The 17,967-nt window shown below is 40.8% G+C and carries 12 protein-coding genes; 2 read left to right on the top strand and 10 right to left on the bottom strand.

The annotated features are described in order from the left end of the window. The 6 genes from LNTAR_RS23175 to LNTAR_RS26325 all read right to left on the bottom strand — a co-directional run. On the bottom strand, window positions 1-708 hold a 708-nt coding region (locus tag LNTAR_RS23175; RefSeq protein ID WP_007281214.1), incomplete at its 3' end, for a substrate-binding domain-containing protein. A gap of 125 nt (window positions 709-833) precedes the next feature. Continuing rightward, window positions 834-1,589 (bottom strand): SDR family NAD(P)-dependent oxidoreductase, encoded by a 756-nt coding sequence (locus tag LNTAR_RS23170; protein WP_007281213.1) that lies wholly within the window; start codon window positions 1,587-1,589, stop codon window positions 834-836. Window positions 1,590-1,592: 3 nt separating this feature from the next. After that, a complete protein-coding gene (locus tag LNTAR_RS23165; protein WP_007281212.1) occupies window positions 1,593-2,555 on the bottom strand; it encodes a beta-propeller domain-containing protein in 963 nt (320 codons plus the stop codon). Between the two features lie 30 nt (window positions 2,556-2,585). Beyond that, complete coding sequence (locus LNTAR_RS23160; protein WP_007281211.1) at window positions 2,586-4,034, bottom strand: c-type cytochrome domain-containing protein; 1,449 nt, start codon at window positions 4,032-4,034, stop codon at window positions 2,586-2,588. After that, window positions 4,031-5,449 (bottom strand): DUF1501 domain-containing protein, encoded by a 1,419-nt coding sequence (locus LNTAR_RS23155; protein ID WP_007281210.1) that lies wholly within the window; start codon window positions 5,447-5,449, stop codon window positions 4,031-4,033. The genes LNTAR_RS23160 and LNTAR_RS23155 overlap by 4 nt, the downstream gene beginning before the upstream one ends. A 9-nt stretch (window positions 5,450-5,458) precedes the next feature. Continuing rightward, window positions 5,459-8,686, bottom strand: coding sequence for a PSD1 and planctomycete cytochrome C domain-containing protein (locus tag LNTAR_RS26325; RefSeq protein ID WP_007281209.1), 3,228 nt, complete (start codon window positions 8,684-8,686; stop codon window positions 5,459-5,461). Between the two features lie 244 nt (window positions 8,687-8,930). Here LNTAR_RS26325 and LNTAR_RS23145 point away from each other — a divergent pair, with 244 nt between their 5' ends. Both LNTAR_RS23145 and LNTAR_RS23140 read left to right on the top strand, forming a co-directional pair. Then, window positions 8,931-9,800 (top strand): AraC family transcriptional regulator, encoded by an 870-nt coding sequence (locus LNTAR_RS23145; RefSeq protein WP_007281208.1) that lies wholly within the window; start codon window positions 8,931-8,933, stop codon window positions 9,798-9,800. A 183-nt stretch (window positions 9,801-9,983) separates the two neighbouring features. Then, window positions 9,984-10,799 carry a sugar phosphate isomerase/epimerase family protein gene (locus tag LNTAR_RS23140; RefSeq protein ID WP_007281207.1) on the top strand — a complete coding sequence of 272 codons (816 nt, stop codon included), beginning with the start codon at window positions 9,984-9,986 and terminating at the stop codon, window positions 10,797-10,799. Between the two features lie 40 nt (window positions 10,800-10,839). Here LNTAR_RS23140 and LNTAR_RS23135 read toward each other — a convergent pair whose 3' ends face one another. From LNTAR_RS23135 to LNTAR_RS26320, 4 genes are all read right to left on the bottom strand, one after another. Beyond that, complete coding sequence (locus tag LNTAR_RS23135) at window positions 10,840-11,430, bottom strand: c-type cytochrome (protein WP_007281206.1); 591 nt, start codon at window positions 11,428-11,430, stop codon at window positions 10,840-10,842. 9 nt (window positions 11,431-11,439) lie between these two features. Next, window positions 11,440-12,885, bottom strand: coding sequence for an ISNCY-like element ISLar6 family transposase (locus tag LNTAR_RS23130; RefSeq protein ID WP_007281205.1), 1,446 nt, complete (start codon window positions 12,883-12,885; stop codon window positions 11,440-11,442). A gap of 199 nt (window positions 12,886-13,084) precedes the next feature. After that, the gene (locus tag LNTAR_RS23125) at window positions 13,085-14,428 is read right to left on the bottom strand and encodes a DUF1552 domain-containing protein (protein WP_007281204.1); all 1,344 of its coding nucleotides are present in this window, start codon (window positions 14,426-14,428) and stop codon (window positions 13,085-13,087) included. Window positions 14,429-14,441: 13 nt separating this feature from the next. Next, window positions 14,442-17,810: a DUF1592 domain-containing protein gene (locus tag LNTAR_RS26320; protein ID WP_007281203.1), complete on the bottom strand. Its 3,369-nt coding sequence runs from the start codon at window positions 17,808-17,810 to the stop codon at window positions 14,442-14,444. Window positions 17,811-17,967: the final 157 nt, after the last annotated feature.

The raw sequence follows: 17,967 nt of genomic DNA, 5'->3' as shown, positions 1-17,967 counted from the left end.
CTCTAAAGCCCCAAGGATTGCGGGAGCATTGTAAGCCCATAGTCCCACCATACCAACGATGTCCGGGTGAGCAATGAGTGCATCTTCGGCGTTCTTACGAGCTTTTACGCGATCGCCATTATCAGTTCTTAAATCGAGGATTTCAATTTTCGTGCCTTCAATAGCTTCTTTTAATCCTTGGAAACGCTCGATGGCATTTTGCGCATCTCGCAAACCCACAAATACCATCACTTTACCACCATCGGGAAGTGCCTGTTTAAGAAGCTCACCGCATTGACGACCCGCAGCTACATTGTCTGTACCCAGGTAGGCAATACGTTTACTTTTAGGTGCATCACTATCCGCACAAATAACTGGGATGTAAGCCGACCATTCATTGATCATTTGAACTTGGTTTTTGGCGTTAGCTGGACTGATTGCCACAGCTTTCACCCCACTCACAATGAGGTCATCGACAATCTGTTTTTGTTTGGCTGTGGTTTGGTCACCGACTTTAAACTCCGCTTCAATGCCAAGTTCTTTGGCAGCTTTTTTTACCCCAGCTTGGGAATAAAGCCAAAAATCTGCTGGGCCATTCGTAACAAAAGCCACTTTAATTTTTTGATCTTTAGCTTCTTCTTCAACTTTGCATGACGCAAAAGCCAAAACAGTTAAAAAACATAGAAAAACCGTATGGGGTATTCTCTTTAAATCTTTTTTGGAATTCATACATACTCACTTTTTATTATATAGAACTATTTAAAAACTTATTTACTCAATTATTGCTACAAGTCCCTAGGATAAAGTTTCAATATCTTTAGAGCAATAATTTTAACGAAGTAAATCTATAAAAATCAGAAATGGGAGTTACCACCACTCACCATGATATTCTCACCAGTTATAAAAGAAGCATCATCACTTGCAAGGAAGTGAATCGTACTTGCGACATCCTGAGGTCTGCCCCAGCGCTGCAGCGGTATACCCGATAAGTATGCATCTTTAATATCTTGGGGGTCCTTTTCATGACGTTCCACAGGAATCCACCCAGGACAGACCGAGTTAACCGTAATACTCCATGGTGCTAACTCAGTGGCCATACTTCTAGTCCAACCAAGTTGAGCGCCTTTTGCACTCACATAAGTTGAAAAGTTCCCAACACTCTTTTCATACACTTCTGAAGCAATGCTGATAACTCTGCCCTTTTTGCGCTTTTTCATTGATGGTAAAACTGCCTTCGTGAGCAAGTAAGGACTCTTGATAAAGAAGTTAATCATGGACATATAATCATCCCAGCTGTACTCCTCTATGGGCTTCTGAGGTTGATCTGGAGTGGCATTGGGAATAAGAATGTCGATAGGTCCGAGTTTTTCTTCGATCTCTGCAACCATTTCATTGACCTGAGCTTCATCAGTTACATCAGCTCGAATCATAAGAGCTTCCGCTCCCATGGCGACAAGTTCATCGTAGGTTTCTTGTGCCGTGCACTCCGAGTGACAATAATTGACAACGACTTTAGCCCCAGCTTCGGCAAAGCGTTTATTAATCGCTTTGCCTAGCCCCTTGGAGCTTCCAGTAACGAGAGCCACTTTGTTTTCCAAAGAGAATGACATAGACTACCTTAATTTTCCGCTTTCAGCTTTGCCATTTGTTGTGAGGATATGAACTTCATGACCTTTAATTTGAGGGTGAAAGAATTCCCAAACGACTTTTTTGTCTTTATCGAGTTCAAAAATGCGCGCTTTATCAGCTTTGCGTTGACCATAGCTACCAATGACTCGGTTTCCGTTATCGAGTTGTTGACCACCGCAAGGATCGGCAAAACGTCCTCCACTCGTCGTGTTATCTGCTTTCCATACCACTTTTCCGTCACGAGTCATTTCAACTGTCTTATTACCATTAGTTAAGTTGATAAGAAAATTACCGTTTTCTAAAAGAATACCTGTAAAAGGCCAATTACGTCTTTTGCGACCTCCCAGCTCTTCTAAGTCAGTTTTAATCACATTCACCACTTCCCCTTGTGAATTATATTCTTTAACGGCAAAAGCAAGAAGATGAGGAACGATGTAGTTTCCATTGGGCAGCTTGCGTGCCATACGTGACTGCATGTGCGCATTATTAGTTTCTGGCTGCAGTTTAACTTCGAGAATGATTTTAACTTGGGCATCCACTTCTAAGAGGCGTGGTTTGGCTCCGTTTTCCACAAGCAGTGTATTGCCATTAGGCAGGCGCTGCGCAGTCGATATTTCTTTATTTTCTTTTGAAAGTTTATATGACCAAACAACTTTCTGGTTTTTATCATATTCAGTAACATCTCTTGAAAAAGTAATCAAAACATTGCCATTCGCTAGTACATAACCATCTCTCGAGCCACGGTTTATTTGCCAAGTGATTTCACTTTGTTCATTGACGATACATGTTTTTGGACCCGTCACTAAAAAACTGTGGGTGATTCCTGTAGCGCTTTTCTGCTCGCCTTTTGGGAGGGTAATGGCCGTTGCTGCGAAAATATTCAGCGTGAGAAATAAAGAAAATACTAAGCTGTATTTTCTTAGCCTTTTTTGATGTATTTTTGTCATAGAGGTGTTCCTATCTTTTTTATTTAAAAATTATTTTTTGTCTGTGAAGATGATTTCATCGATGCCTATATTTCCCCACCCCCCTGAGTGGAGGTCAACGATTTTTAATTGCGCCATTTTTCCTTTGAGTTTTGAAGTATCAAAGTAATCAATTCTCATTTTATTGTGATTGTGCCCATGGGCTATGGCAACAACTTTGCCATCAATAATCAGCTGCAGGCAGGTTTTGTTTTTATGGCTGCCGCCTCCAATCAAAAATTTGATCCAATTTTTATTAATGGTAAACTTCTTGGAAGTCATCGTGCCTTGTGCTTTGTCCCCACCATGGCTAGTGGCCGATGCATGGGAATTCACCAAATACTTATTTCGCGCATTCACATCACCCTGATACTTGGGAATTTCTTCTACAAGAATTGGCTGCGAACCAAAAGCATTTCCAGTCACTTTCCACTTAGTATAGAGACCACTTTCAAAATCCTCAAAAACAAAGTCATTTTCAGCTCGGAGAGATTTTAATTGAGGCTTCTTCTTGGGCTTCTTCTTCACTTCGACAATTCCATTGAAACTTGCCGTGTTCTTATTTGCCACTGCGAGAATAGCTCTAACTTGATTTAAGTCCCAGTTAGAATAGATCTCTAAGTCTGGTCTAGCTTGTGCTAACTTGGTGATGGCTTCTTGAGTCATTGCGGTATTCGCAAGATAAATCTTTTTCAGTGACTTCGGCAATTCGGGCAAACTCTTGATTTTGGTGCCATAGAGGTTCAAAATCTTGAGCTTATTCAATTGTGTTAAACTAGATAAACTTTGATCTGTCACATCCGTTTTACTGAGATTTAAACGCTCCAAATTCACAGCTTTTGCTAGTAATCTGATATCTTTGACATGAGTTCCACTTAAGTTCAGTTCTTGGATTTTAGGAATTAAAACCTCAAGCTCCTTTAAATCTTTATCCGTCCCCTTTTCACGAAGGCGCGATAAATCTACATAAAGATCAATTCCCCCCAGAACGGTAGGATAAATAACTGTATCCCCTTCATTGAGCTTATTGACCAGACTTATTTGCTCTGAACTTAATTTTGGTTCACTTCCCGTCCACGATCCAAAGTGAGCTCCTTGATTGATCCACTTCTTGAGTAACTCAGTTTCAACTTTAGTGAGGATAGGACCTTTCGCAGGCATGATATCATCATCATCTTCATCGAGTACCGTGAGGTAGTAGAATGAGCTTTCTTCAGCGTCGCCAGGTATGATAACTGGATCGCCTTTGGCTCCATACATAAGAAGTTTAGGTGAATCAATTCGCAAGCCTCCTTTAGGACGCTTGCGTTTCCCATTTACGACTTTTTCCTTATCGTGACATTCCAGGCAAGAACGTTCCAAAATCGGCCATAAGTCTTTTTCAAAATTGACTTTTGATTCAGATGCTGACAAGCTTGCGGAACTCGCAATAAGTAAAACTGAACTTATGAATTTTTTCACGCCATGATCTCCGGAATGATCTCGCCGTGCACATCGGTAAGGCGCATATCACGTCCACTAAAGCGGAAAGTCAGACGTTCGTGATCAATCCCCAGAAGGTGTAACATATTGGCATGAAGGTCATGAACAGTCATTTTCCCTTCTACGGCTCGATAACCGTACTCATCTGTTGCGCCATACACAGTGCCGCCTTTAACGCCACCGCCCGCCATCCACATACTGAACCCTTGAGGGTTGTGATCTCGGCCATTGCGACCTTGCGCGAAAGGAGTACGTCCAAATTCACCTGTGAACACAAGTAAAGTTTCATCTAATAGACCACGCGCCTTTAAATCTTTAATAAGCCCAGCAATGGGTTGATCCACCATAAGAGCATTTTTTTCATGACCTTGCTTAAGGTTACCATGCTGATCCCAACGGTCCCCTGTGCCGGGGCTGATAGTTAATTCGACAAAACGAACGCCGCGCTCAACAAGACGTCGCGCATTGAGGCATTGACGACCATAACTCTGAGTATGCTTAAAAGGCGAATTTAAACCATAAAGCTCCTTCGTCGCTTCACTCTCTCCGCTAATATCCATAACTTCAGGGACTTCCATTTGCATGCGGTAAGCTAACTCATAGTTACGAATACTCGATTCAACTTCTTTGGCATGTCCCAATCGACCTAGGAGATCGCGATCCATTTCAGCCGCATGACTCAATTTTTCTTGCTGTAGTTGAGCTTTGCTTTCGAAGGGCTTAGTATTGCGCATCGAAGGATTTTGGAGACCAAAAACTGAAGCTGAGTGATTTGCTGGCAAGAAACCACTGCCAAAATTCGTCATCATTCCACCAGAGGGAACTTGTCCCCCGTGAAGGACTACAAAACTTGGTAAGTTATTATTGAGTGTTCCCAGTCCATAAGACGCCCATGCCCCCATACTCGGACGCCCTACCAAAGGGTGCCCTGAGTGAAGTGCATAATTGGCATTTGGGTGATTGGGAGAAAATGCCGTCATTGAGCGAATCACGCAAAGATCATCAGCGCATGAACCAATATGAGGAAAGAGGTCACTAATGGGAAGACCACTTTTGCCGTAATTTTTAAAATCCCAGGGGCTCGCTAAAATATTGCCGTTATTATTAAAAACTGTAGCGTCAACTTTGAATTTCGGTTTCGTCCCATTGAGTTTATTTAACAAGGGTTTTGGGTCAAAGCTATCAACTTGAGAAACACCGCCATCCATATAGAGGAAAATTACACTCTTAGCTTTAGCTCGGTGATGCCCTGGCTTGGGAGAAAGTGGTCCTAAATCTGCAGGATTGAGTCTTGAGGTTGCCTTGGCTTCACCATTGAGTAAAGAACCTAATGCCAGGCCACCAAAGCCCATTGAGGCTTGGCGAAGAAGTTCACGTCGGGAAAATGGATTCATTGTGGTCTCCTAAAATTTATAGATCATTTCTTTACGGTTAAACATCACATGGCAAAAGTGCTGCCATATTTTTTCATTTTTAAGTGCTTGCTCAAAACTCTGGTTTAACTCTGTTTTTGCGATATCTGCAAAAGTTCTGTGCGCCCAAGTAAGCTCTTTCTCTGAGGCTGGCCGACAGAAAACTTGTTCATGCATGAGTTTAACTGTTTCTTCGAAGGATTTTTTAGACTGAAGAAGTGACTTAGCCCAAACTAAAGCTTGCTCAGTTACAAAGGGGTCGTTCATCAATGTCAATGACTGCGCCGGCACATTGGTCACATTGCGTTTGCCAAAGGGTTCCGTAGCATTAGGCATATCAAAGGCTGTAAGAAAGCCAGGCAAAAAATTTCGGCGTAATTCAAGGTATATTGAACGTCTCCCCTGCCCATCCATTGGCCCACTATGCCTTGGTTTTGAACGACTATTGGGGGTTTCATGAAGATTAATCGCTACACTTTTACCATAGAGTTGATTATTTAATCTCCCGCTAACAGCCAAGATTGTATCACGAATTGATTCTGCCTTCATTCTTCTAATCGACATGCGCTGAAGATAAATATTGTTTGGATCTTGCTCCATTGATTCTGAAGAAGGCACACTGGACATTTGATAAGTCGAACTCAAAACAAATTTGCGAATGAGTGACTTGACTGACCAATTGTTTTTGACAAAGTCTTGAGCAATAAAATCTAGGAGCTCAGGGTGACTTGGCAAGGCTCCCATTTGACCAAAGTCATCAACTGAAGAGACAATGCCCTGACCAAAAATGTGATACCAAATACGATTGGCCATGACTCGACTTGTCAGTGGATTATTTTCATCCAAAACTCTTTGTGCCCATTCGAGGCGGCCACTGCCTTTTGCATTGAGTGACGAAGGGTCAATGCCATCAATGAAACGACGAGGATTGGGTTCTTTACTCAAGTTAGTATGGAGGCCACGAATATAAACCGGTTCATCATAGCCTTTGCCATCAGATAAAGTTCTGACGTATTCAGGGATGGGCATTTTGTTAATTTCATTCCTAAAATTCAGCAAAGCTTGTTTGGCTTGAGGAGCTTTTTCAAAACTATTAGTCAGTAAGCCTGCTGTAAGTAAATAATCTAAAATACGATCATCACCTTGAGCTAAATTATTATGGCTCCAGTTTGTCAAAGCTTGATGCGCACGAGCCATCAAGAGCTCGATTTTTTGCTCTCGGCTTTCTACAGTAGGCAATGCTCCCCAGGGGCTTTGCATGTTCATTTCGAGTTTAGCAACATTAGCTTTTTCTATGGCTATGTAAGAGCCTTCGCGGTGGTGGTAGTGGTAGCCAAACTTAGTAGGTCGATTGGCCAAGCCATTGAGACGGACATCTATGTAAGCACGACTGCCTTTCCACAAATGTGTTGGAATACTAATGAGCTGCCATTCATCTGAATCAATGTTTTTATTGAGTACACTCGTTGTAGGACCGTAGCCCACCAACTCATAGTTATTGACAACCAAACTTACCGTAGTATTGCGCCCTTTAACTTTTAAATAAATGGGTTTGCCATCGAGGATTAATCTATCCGATTGGAGTGATCCGTCCATTCTAGAACCCAGATCACCAGCTGCCATACTATCTCCCACAAAAGATTGGATGATTTTATCTTTTGTGTTAGAGACCACGAATTCGCCTGTTTTCTTTGGATCTAAACCAAAACTCAAGCCATTTGAGGTCCATGTCCCCTTGGAGGATGAATTCAAGCCACCAATGGTCTCGCCATCAAGCTTAGTCATTTGTGCTAGTTGATTCCAATTTTTTTGAGAAGCTTGCTGATTTTGAATCACGGCAATATTTAAGGGGAAAAGTCCCGTATTGGCATTCTTATATTTTTCTTTAAGTCGTGTTTTAATCTCTGTAAGTTCTTCACTCAGTTCTCCGCCTACAGCAATCTTCTTCAGGTTTTTTTCCAAGTTGACTAAGTCATTTTTCCATACGGGAATGAGAGCTTTTTTAATCTCTTCTTTTGATTTTTTTAAATTGCCAAAGTGTGGAGTAATTTTGTTCGGATTCACACTATTGCGCATATCGCGACGTGAACTGGCGATGATTCCATAAAGTGAGTAAAAATCTTTTTCTGCAACGGCATCAAATTTGTGGTCATGGCAACGGGCACAAGAAATAGTTGTGGCCTGAAAAGTCTTACCAATCACATCAATAATATTATCAAAAACGCGAACTTCATCAAGATGTAAATCGGGTGGACCATGGTGACCATCTGAGAGGTAAAAGAAACCGGGACCTTTGAGAGACTCGTTAGCACCCGTTTTTGGGTCTAAACGCGGCTCGATAATATCACCCGCAAAAGCTTCTAAAACCATTTGATTATAAGGAAGATCATCATTAAAAGCTCTTATGAGGTAATCTCGGTAGCGATCCACATGCGGCATGGTGTAATCCATTTCAAATGCTTTGGTTTCAGCATAGCGCATGAGGTCCATCCATTTACGTGCCCAGTGCTCACCAAAACGTGGTGAAGCCAATAGTTGATCAACGACTTTTTCGTATGCCTTGTCAGAAAGGTCTTTTTCGAAAGCTTCCTGCTCGGCCACTGTGGGGGGAAGACCCGTAAGGTCATAATAAACTCGTTTCAGTAAATCTCTTTTTTCAGCTTTGGCGGCGGGTTGCCAACTTTTTTCTTCCAATTTAGCCAGTATAAAATTATCCACGCCCTGCTTCGCCCAATTTTTATTCGAAACTTGAGGTGCTTGATACGATTTAATGGGTTTTAAAGACCACCACTGCTTACGTTTTTCTACATCATAAGCATGAGGATCAACTTTGGTACGTTCTTTTTTAGGGCGTGGGTCAGGTGCTCCTAAGCTTATCCACTTTTCAAAATCTTTAATTTGTTCCGCACTCAATTTATTTTTTGGTGGCATCGCCTCCACATCGGGTTTGTGATGTATCATATTAATAAGCAAACTCTCAGCCGCATTACCAGGTATGATCACCTGTCCTGTATCTCCACCTTTCTCCCAGCCCCATTTTGAGTCGAGGAGAAGTTCACCTTTTAATTTCTCAGAATCTATCGAATGGCATTTATAACAATGCTCTGCTAAAACGGGGCGAATTTTCTTTTCAAAAAATTCGAGATGCTGAGAACTTATTTGTTCGGCACTTAATAAAAAGGTAAAACTGAGTAAACAAAGTGGTATAAAACGGTTCATGTCATTCCTGATATAAAGTTTTTTTGATAGTTAAACCTATTCTCAATAAAATATATCAACACCTTTAAATGGACAAAAACTGATACTTTTTCCACAAAATAATAATTTTAAAAACTCTTGTGGGTTACTTTTGTACTATAAATTATTTCAATATATCTTGATTTATATAAACTCTGATACTATTCCTACCTTACAAGTATTAAGTTAAATTAATTAAGAAGATAAAGTATTGAATAGGTGATTTATGGAAGCACAGTTAGAAATATTAAGTGACTTACAAACCCGCTCATTTATTTATAAATTAGATACGAATTTGTGGCCCGTGTGGCATCACCACCCTGAATACGATATACTCCTCAACCTAAAACATACAGGTCATTATATTAATGGCGATTATATCGGCGATCTCAAACCAGGCACTCTCGTCATAACCGGCCCCAACCACCCGCACGCCTTTCACGCAAGCGATGCCGAATTAGATGAAGATAACCCCGATAAGCCCGCTATGGCTGTCGTTCAATTCTCTAAAGAATCCATGGGCTCAGCTTTATTTGATCGACATGAAACTAATCACATTGGCGAGTTTCTCAATGATGCTTCAAGGTCATTTGAATTCATAGGAAGAACTCGCGATCAAATTCATACACTGATGATCGATATGGATCAAATGGGTGATTTTCAGCGTTATACTCAAGTTATAAAAGTCCTCGATATCATGGCACGCGCTCCACGCAAAGATCGCAAGAAACTCGTGAGCCCCCTTTATACCCCCAACCTCAACCAAAAAACGGTCAGTAAAGTCGATCTCATTACTCAACATATATCCAATAATTTAGATCGAGCTATCAGCCTCGATGAAGCTGCAGAAATATGTATGATGAGCCCCAAGTCCTTTTCGCGCTTTTTTAAGCGTAACACAGGTAAAACCTTTGTTCATTACCTCAATGAATTGCGCATTGCGCAAGCTTGTCGACGTTTAAGTGAATCAAAAGATAGCGTGTCGAACATCTGTTATGATTCAGGCTTCAATACCCTATCAAATTTCAACCGTCGTTTCCAAGAGCTAAAAGGCATGACACCCCGCGAATACCGCAAAAAATTCCAAGATAAATAATAATATATAAGCTTAGGTTCATGATTTGCCTTACTATCCAAGGGCGATTCATCCAGTTTCACCATTAACTCTCAATATATAAAATGAACTTAAAATTTATTATATCAATAACACAAAACTGGCGTACTTAAAGATTGTGTTTATATTAATTTCATTGAATGAAATTATAAATGGCCATTTTTAATGATGAAACAAGTATTTACTCTCTGCCTACTCAATTTAGTCTTAAGTCTCTCTCTCTATTCAGAAAAATTTGAACCTCAGTTTTACGCCTTCCTCAATGGCATGCCTCCAGGAACGGCACCTGAGAAAGAAGCTGAAATACTCAAAAAACTGGGCTATGCAGGTGTCAGCCAGGTCTTTGGTCTCAATCAGCACATCGCCACAAGATCTAATACCTATCGTAAACACGGCCTAAAAGTCTTAAGTGTTTACTTAAATGCGGGTGAAAGCCCCTTCCCAACTGAGCACCTTAAGCCCTTGGCGAATCAGGGTTTCATGATTGAACTGACCTTACAAAAAAAATCACCCAAGATCATAGCCGCCATTCGTCAGACTTGTGATAAGATGGCCGCACTTGGTATCAAAGTAACGCTCTACCCCCATGCTGGTTTTGCTGTTGCCACCATTCCCCAAGCGATGGAGGTGATAAAGGAAGTCAATCACCCCAACCTCGGAATCACCTTCAATCTTTGTCATTTCCTCAAAAGCGAAAAGGCCGAAGACTTAGAAAAGACTTTGGACACTTGCGCGTCCCACCTTTTTTCCGTTACCACCAATGGTGCCGATATTGACGGCAAACATTGGCCGATGCTCATCCAAACTTTAGATAAGGGCAGTTTCCCTCAGGAACGTCTCTTTAAAAAACTTAAAGAACTCAAGTTCAAAGGTCCCGTCGGCCTCCAAGGCTATGGGATAAAGGGTGACAAAGCTGAAAATATCACCAAATCCATCAAAGCATGGCAGGATATCCTCAAACAGGTGAATACTTCAAACTAATCTAGTTCAGCAGCTTAAGCTTAAACCGCAAAAGATATAATTATTTTTTCTCTTCTTTGGGTTTTCTGAGCGTACTGATATAAACCGCTAGATCTTTGAAGTTTTTTTCGCTTAAAGCATAGTCTTTAAGCGTTTTTACCATGAGGTAGCCATGAGGATCTTTATCGGCGCTTAATCCGCGCTGGTTCTTGGCGAATTTATTCAATTCAGCTGCTATATAGCTCGCTGAAAGAATGTTGAGTTTTGGGGCCTTCATGGAATCATTACCTTGGCCATAATCACCATGGCAAGAGATGCAGTTCGCTTGCTTTTGGTAGATTTTTTCTCCAGCTTGAGCCGATTCGTTTTCTACGACTCCCCTCTTTGGTGCTTCAAGTTTTGAGAGGTACTGAGCAAGTAACTTGATTACTGATTCTTGCAGAGTTTTTGCCTGCTGAGACATCAGGCTAGCTACCGCATCAACTTTTGCATCACCGCCACGAATGCCTTTTTTGAATTTATGCAATTGTTCACTTATGTAGAGCGATGATTGGGAGGCAAGCGTCGGTGCATTGAGTAAATCATTTCCTTCTGCATTGAGCCCATGGCATTGAGCACACTTTTCTTTAAAAAGGGCTTTTGCGGGATGCACTCCGACATTCTACGCAGCAACTTGAAGTTCGATTTGAGATAATAACTGGTAGAGTCTCTCCAAGTTGAACCCTATAGTGCTTATGAGCGTTTCCTGTCGAACTCTCTTTAAGCCACAAACGGTAAACCTCTCAAGATTGTGATAGTTCTTCATCTTTGAAATCCCCGCTTCAGAGATTGAGCGGATGTTTCTCGCCAGCTGATAGTTTTCACTTTCATAAATTTCTTCTCCCAGAAGCTTCTTGCCCTTTGAACCGCTGATACTGACTAATTCCACTCCCTGTTCTATGGCGTAATCCAAATTCGTTGCAGAGCTATATCCATCATCAACACTGACCATCATAGCGGATTCTACAGTCATTTTTTTATTTTCCACAAGGCAATCTGCAAAGACTTTACTGTCACTGGTATTTCCAGATTCCAAAATGAAAGAAGTCAGAAAACCATTGGCACTAAAAGCAAAGTTTGGACGATAACCAAAAACTGTTTCACGACCGCCTTTTTTGATAAAGGCAGCGTCGTCATCACTCATACTGTAAATTTTTCTTGCCGTCTTGGCATCGTAGTCCTCAGGAGCCATCTTAAAGCGGTGCTCAACCATCAAAACTTTATCAATAAAGCGAGAAAAATCTTCATCAAGCATCGAGGACTTTATACTGCTACAGTGCTGTTTGATTTTAGGTAGAACCTTTTCCAGGCGTGTTATAAATTTTCGACACCTCGGCAAAAGTTCTTGTGTATAAGACTTATACCTCATTTTCTTGGCTCCTTTCTTCCCTTTAAACATCGAAATCACAAAATCCAATTTACTCATATCATCACAGTAATTCTGTAGACGTTTGAGAGGGATTCCTCTACGTTCAAGGCAAGGGAGCTTATCATGTACTTTCTGAATATTTTTCATAACTTTACAACTAAGGTTCTTCAGTAATGCACTATCAACCGGCCAGGACGAATCGGCTTTGATGGCTGTGGAATCAATGATTACTGCTGAGAAATCATCTAAGTCACATGCTTTGACACAGTTCAAAATAGCTTGATGAAAAAGTGTAAGGGTATGTTCAGAAAGTGCAGAAATCTGTTCATGAATCGTATTGCGTGAAGGGAACTTCCCGATGCCTAGGCGCCCGATAAATTGATGTAATGAACTGTTCTCACATAACATGCTATAGCCGCGTTCCCCGTAACAATTATTATAAAAGTGACGGGCTATGAACAAGGCAACCACTAATTCCGCTGGTGGATGCTTTTTGGTATTGCCATTTTTAAATTCGCGATTTTTAGTAGCGGCCCTATCCATACTCAACTGGAATTGATCACTCTCAATCGCTTTTCGGATCCCTTCAAATTCAGGAAGAAGTATGATTTCCCCCGCAATCTTCAGCGGACCGCTTAAAATTCCTGCCGTTTGTTGTAGTTCCCCGATGAAATATTCGGAAAAAAGAGTATCGTTCATGATGAATTCCGCCTGCTATTTGTTTTTGTAAAGAACTACAATATAGCATTTTAGGCGGAATTTTTTACAAATAAATACATTTTAAAGCTATTATTTATGAGCCTCTTGAATGAACTGTCGGAGTGCATCTTGCGGGATCCGCAAAGGCGGATTCCGCAAAAACGAGACATGCTAAAAGTAAACTTTGTTTGAGCAAAGTTTAAGCCTTTTGATAAGTGAAGATGCCCTCTTTGAGTTCTTTGGTGCTATCACCAAAACTATTCACTGGAATGTCCATAGATTTCAAAATACTCAAATAGAGATTGTTGAGACGTTCACCATCACGACGGAAATAGGAACCGTGTTTCACACCCATATTCTTACCACCAGCTAATAAGGTTGGTACATTTTTTACATTGTGAGTGGTACTGCAACCACTACCGAAAAGCACCAGTGAATTATCTAATAAATTAGAATCGGCTTCTTTTGTCTTCTTCAAATTTTCTAGGAAGTAGGAAACTTGTCCACTGAGGAATTGATCATATTTCGCGAAGTCCATCTGACCTTTCTTGTCTTTGGCATGAGAAAGCCCATGGTGATCCTTACTCAAACCTAAACGCAATGGGAAAGTATTTGAAATACCCATACCATCCTCACGGTTGAGCATGAAGGCAACTGAACGAGTGATATCCGCATCGAAAGCTAGAGTAATCACATCAAACATGGTCTGATAGAATTGCGCGGGATCTTGCTCGAGATCATAATCAAAATCTAAGTGACTAAAATCTTGTTGTTTAAGGGGAATATCGATCCATTTTTCTGATGTTTCGAGGCGTGATTCCAATTCACTGAGTGAGGTCAAATACTGATCCATTTTCTCTCTATCAGCTGAACCCAAACGCTTATTAAAATCGCGAGAGCTATCGAGTACCGCATCGACAATTTTCATTTTCTTTTTCAAGAGAACGCGCTGTTGTTCCATGGAGTCTTTTGAGCTTAAGAAAAGGCGATTGAAGACATTCCGGGGGTTATTCTCTGCGGGAATTGGCTTACCTTCATTATTGTAGGCAATCGTACCTGTTCTCGATAGGAAACCTACACCATTATCAATTGATAAAACTAAAGACGCTTGGCGACAATGTTTCTTAGTATGCTGGGCAATCACCTGATCTAAAGATATCGTATTATACGTACCTGGTTTAGGGTCGTGAAATGGTGCACCAGTGAGCCACATATCAGAACAAACGTGTGGATCCGATAGGATGGCATTTTTGTGACCGAAACCACCAAACATCGACACTTGACTACGCAGTTTCTCAAAGGCTTTAGTCGATTCGTTAAATTTAAAATTGCGCCCTGTTTCTGAGGGGTACCAATTCCATTGATCTATTTTGTTTTTTTCTTGGGGATGAGACATGCCATTGGCGGTATAAAGCGCACAAAAACGCTTGGCTCGATTCGATTCTTTCAGGACTTCTTCACCCATAATTTCTAGTATGGGCAGAGCTAGGCTCACGCCTACGAAACCTTTTAGTACTGAACGTCTATTTAATTTTGTCTTCATAATTCTCAGTTCCTTACTTTGTATTAAAAATGTGACTATTTACGACGAATTTCAACAAATCTCTGGTCTTATAACCAGAGTCTGCGAGTCGGACTGAGCTCTCTTTCAGGAAAGCCACTTCGTCAAAATTGAGGCTGCGACCCGTTGCGTAAATCGCTAAATGTTTCATGAAGCTAAAGGCGACTTGATCCATGCGGTCTTCAATGAGATATTTTTTCATCTCGTTCAAGTCATTCACTTCTGTGCCATCGGGTAATTCACTATCTGCTTCGTAATTGGCTTTGAGGTAACCACCTGCATCAAACATCTCAAATGGAATGCCCCAGGAATCGATCTTTTTGTGACAATTTTTACAGCCCTTTTGATTTCTGTGAGCCTCTAATTTTTGACGCAAAGTCAAAGTTTTATCTTCTTCGTCAATATTGGGAACATTTGGTGGTGGCGTGCCCGGAGGTTCCGCTACAATCTTTTTAGCCACCCAAGTACCGCGCTTCACTGGGTTCGACTCGTGACCATCTGATAAGCCCGTTAAAATACTCGTCTGCGTAAAGAGGCCACCACGGTTTTTATCAGTAAGATTAAGTCTTTGGAATTTTAAACCCTGCGGATTTTTATTGGGAATATTGTAGTACTCCGCAACAATGTCATTACCCATTGTGAAGTCAGAATGAATAATATTGCTCAGTTCTAAGTTCTCTTGAATTAGGTGATTGATAAACTCAATAGGTTCCTGCCTCAGGTGCTGTTGCATGCGCTTAGTAAGTTTGGGATAAAGTTTATTATCCACTTTAATCGAATCAAATTTATCCAACATCAACCAATCGCGAGTGAAGCGTTCTGCGAAGTTCGCAAAGCGTGGATCGTTGATCATCGCATCCACCTGCTTAGTTAGGTCTGCACTAATCTTATTCTCTTTGGCTTGGGCCATAAGTTCGCTATCTGGCGGACTATTCCATAAGAAATACGATAATTTAGCCGCTAGCTCACGATCATCGAGCTTTTCTTTTTCTGGAGAATTTGAATGCTCGGTGATAAAGAGGAATTGCGGAGAAGTTAAAATGACTAAGAGTGAATCTTTGACACTCTCACGGAATTCATTGCTCTCTTTGTAAGTATCTTGCCAAATTTTATAGGCTACCGCCAAGTCTCTTTCACTGACTTTGCCGCGATACGCTCGGAACATGAAATTCTGAATTATTTCTTTGGCATACTTTTCTTTATTCTCGCTATTCGCTGAAGGGATAAAGATGGATTGATGTGATTTTGTCGGCCAGGTTTCATAATAAGGTCCTTCAAATTCGACTGACTTAACAATCAGTCGCGGCACATCAATTTCAGTCACATAATCATGGCGCAAACCAATTTCACGAATACCTGCCAAATAGTTGGCGTTGGCTTTATTGAGCACAGGGCTTGGAAAATCATTGATGCTTCCCACAAAATCATAAGATTTAAACTCATAGGAATCGACGACTTGACTTGGAGCAATTTCATTGAGCGTACTGCCATCATCACGACGGAAACCCATTTGTAAATTCACTAGTGGATTGCGCTGCTCAAAAGTCGTAAATAAGTGATAATTATCATCATTTGTATTCAAAGGACTAATACTTAGAGAATCGAGTCGAAGTAACTTGTTTGGCATGATTTTTACAGGGTACTTGCCTTTTGCTAACCTCAACACCTTAAGCCCTTCCTGAATTTCACTGGCTTCAGAAATATCATTCAGTAAGCGTTTAACAATAAGCTTCTCCTTATTAAAATAAGTGAACTCCGCACCATCAAATCGACTCTCAAAACCTTTGCGATTATAGATAATTAAAGAACTGACTTGAGTCGGTTTATCAAACTCAATTTTAATCCAAGGGCTATCTTCCTGTTGAGTGTGACCAAAATTATCAAAGTTCCCATCTGTAAATTTATCCGCACCCATGGATTTAGCATATTCAGAACTCATGGTGATAAGTGGCTTTTTAATTTTTTTATTTTTACGGTCGTACACTTCGATTTCTGAAAGATTTATATATTTATCTTTTCCAGGAACTTGAATTAAAATCGAACTTACATCTTTTCTATCTGAACCTTGAACATTAATTTTATTGCCATTTTTACCGCCATTTTCTGCCTGGAGAGGAAGGACGAAAGTCTGACTTCCTAATTTCACGTTCAAATTAGTCGCTTTAGCCTTAGGGAGATATTTAATATCTAACTGATAAATCCCTTCTTCAGGAATGATAAGTTCACTCTTAGCTGTGTTATCTGCATATATGCTTTGAGTACTTACATTGTCTTCAATAACAGGACTGCCTTTCTTCAAAATTAAGCTGTCTCTAAATTTGGCTGCAGTCACTTTTACTTTGAAATTGCCTGTAGTCGGTAATTCACGCAAAGAAATCTTAAAGCGTGGTGACCAAACAATTGTCGGAGACCAAGAGGCCTTGGCAGGAATTGAAGGTCGCATCAGCATCCCTTCATCTGAAAAATTAATTGGATCGCCTTTGGGGTATGGTGCACGTGGACCACTTGTACCGGCAAAGACCGCATGATAGATGCTATCGAAATCACGCCACTCTCGTACTGTAGAGTTACCTTTGTAACCTTCGATAAAACGATACTGGCGCTGCATTTTGTAAGGCTCAAAAGCAAAAGGTTTTTGAGGTACTGGTTCAGTAACTAAAAAGTTTTTAAGCTCGAACTGTTTACTTCCTGCTCCCAAAATTAATTTATCCGCAATAGGCTCTTTATTGATTTCATCCCCAAAATTAACTTTGAAGTTCTGAATCTGAGGTTTTTCGTCGGGATTGACGACAGCTAGATCTAAAGCCTTTTGCGCAATCGAGAAATAAGTCTCCATTTGCATTGGTGATAACTGCATGGATTTACCATCATTGGTAAAACCTTCTGCAGATACAGCATCATCGGGTAAAGTCCGTCCGACATTTTCATCTAAACTCAATAAGTCGCGAAGTGTATTTCTATACTGACTCTTAGTTAAACGACGTACGGAGCCATTCTTTTCTGCCGCACGCAAGCGTCCCGCATCTAAATTTTCACTAATCCACTTTGTGAGCATGAGGCGTTCAACGGCGGAGGGTTGCTTGCTATCTTCGGGAGGCATGACTTCATCTGAATCAAGCGGCATTGTCAAAACATGCTGCATCTTCTCCCATGAAAAGAGTTTTTTACCGGAAAAATCATTCGCTAATTGATCAATACGAAAACCACCCTTCTGCTTTTTTTCGCCATGGCAACGGATACAGAACTTCTCTAAGATGGGCTGTATGTTCTCTTCGTAATGGTCGGAACTAGGGGCTTCTTGACCATGGGTCACAAAACTTCCCAACATCGCAATAAGACCGAAGTATTTTTTGTTTTTCATCATTTTTAAATCACCTAAAATTTTCTTTCTAAAGATTATCAAATTATTTACTCATCGTTAACAGTCAGAACCAAAATAAAGACAGACTTGACTAGCGTTTACCGAAAAGTTTAAATTTTTGTGCTGAATTCCAAAGCATAATATGCTGATCCAAATATAT

The organism is Lentisphaera araneosa HTCC2155, assembly GCF_000170755.1.
Lineage (GTDB): Bacteria > Verrucomicrobiota > Lentisphaeria > Lentisphaerales > Lentisphaeraceae > Lentisphaera > Lentisphaera araneosa.
Note: the sequence above shows the minus strand (reverse complement) of the source record. Positions and strands in the feature narration are given on the sequence as shown.

Bases quoted from the DNA above. Each gene is read 5' to 3' on its own strand.
- LNTAR_RS23170 (WP_007281213.1), bottom strand. From the start codon at position 1,589: ATGTCATTCTCTTTGGAAAACAAAGTGGCTCTCGTTACTGGAAGCTCC.
- LNTAR_RS23165 (WP_007281212.1), bottom strand. From the start codon at position 2,555: ATGACAAAAATACATCAAAAAAGGCTAAGAAAATACAGCTTAGTATTT.
- LNTAR_RS23155 (WP_007281210.1), bottom strand. From the start codon at position 5,449: ATGAATCCATTTTCCCGACGTGAACTTCTTCGCCAAGCCTCAATGGGC.
- LNTAR_RS26325 (WP_007281209.1), bottom strand. From the start codon at position 8,686: ATGAACCGTTTTATACCACTTTGTTTACTCAGTTTTACCTTTTTATTA.
- LNTAR_RS23145 (WP_007281208.1), top strand. From the start codon at position 8,931: ATGGAAGCACAGTTAGAAATATTAAGTGACTTACAAACCCGCTCATTT.
- LNTAR_RS23140 (WP_007281207.1), top strand. From the start codon at position 9,984: ATGATGAAACAAGTATTTACTCTCTGCCTACTCAATTTAGTCTTAAGT.
- LNTAR_RS23130 (WP_007281205.1), bottom strand. From the start codon at position 12,885: ATGAACGATACTCTTTTTTCCGAATATTTCATCGGGGAACTACAACAA.
- LNTAR_RS23125 (WP_007281204.1), bottom strand. From the start codon at position 14,428: ATGAAGACAAAATTAAATAGACGTTCAGTACTAAAAGGTTTCGTAGGC.
- LNTAR_RS26320 (WP_007281203.1), bottom strand. From the start codon at position 17,810: ATGATGAAAAACAAAAAATACTTCGGTCTTATTGCGATGTTGGGAAGT.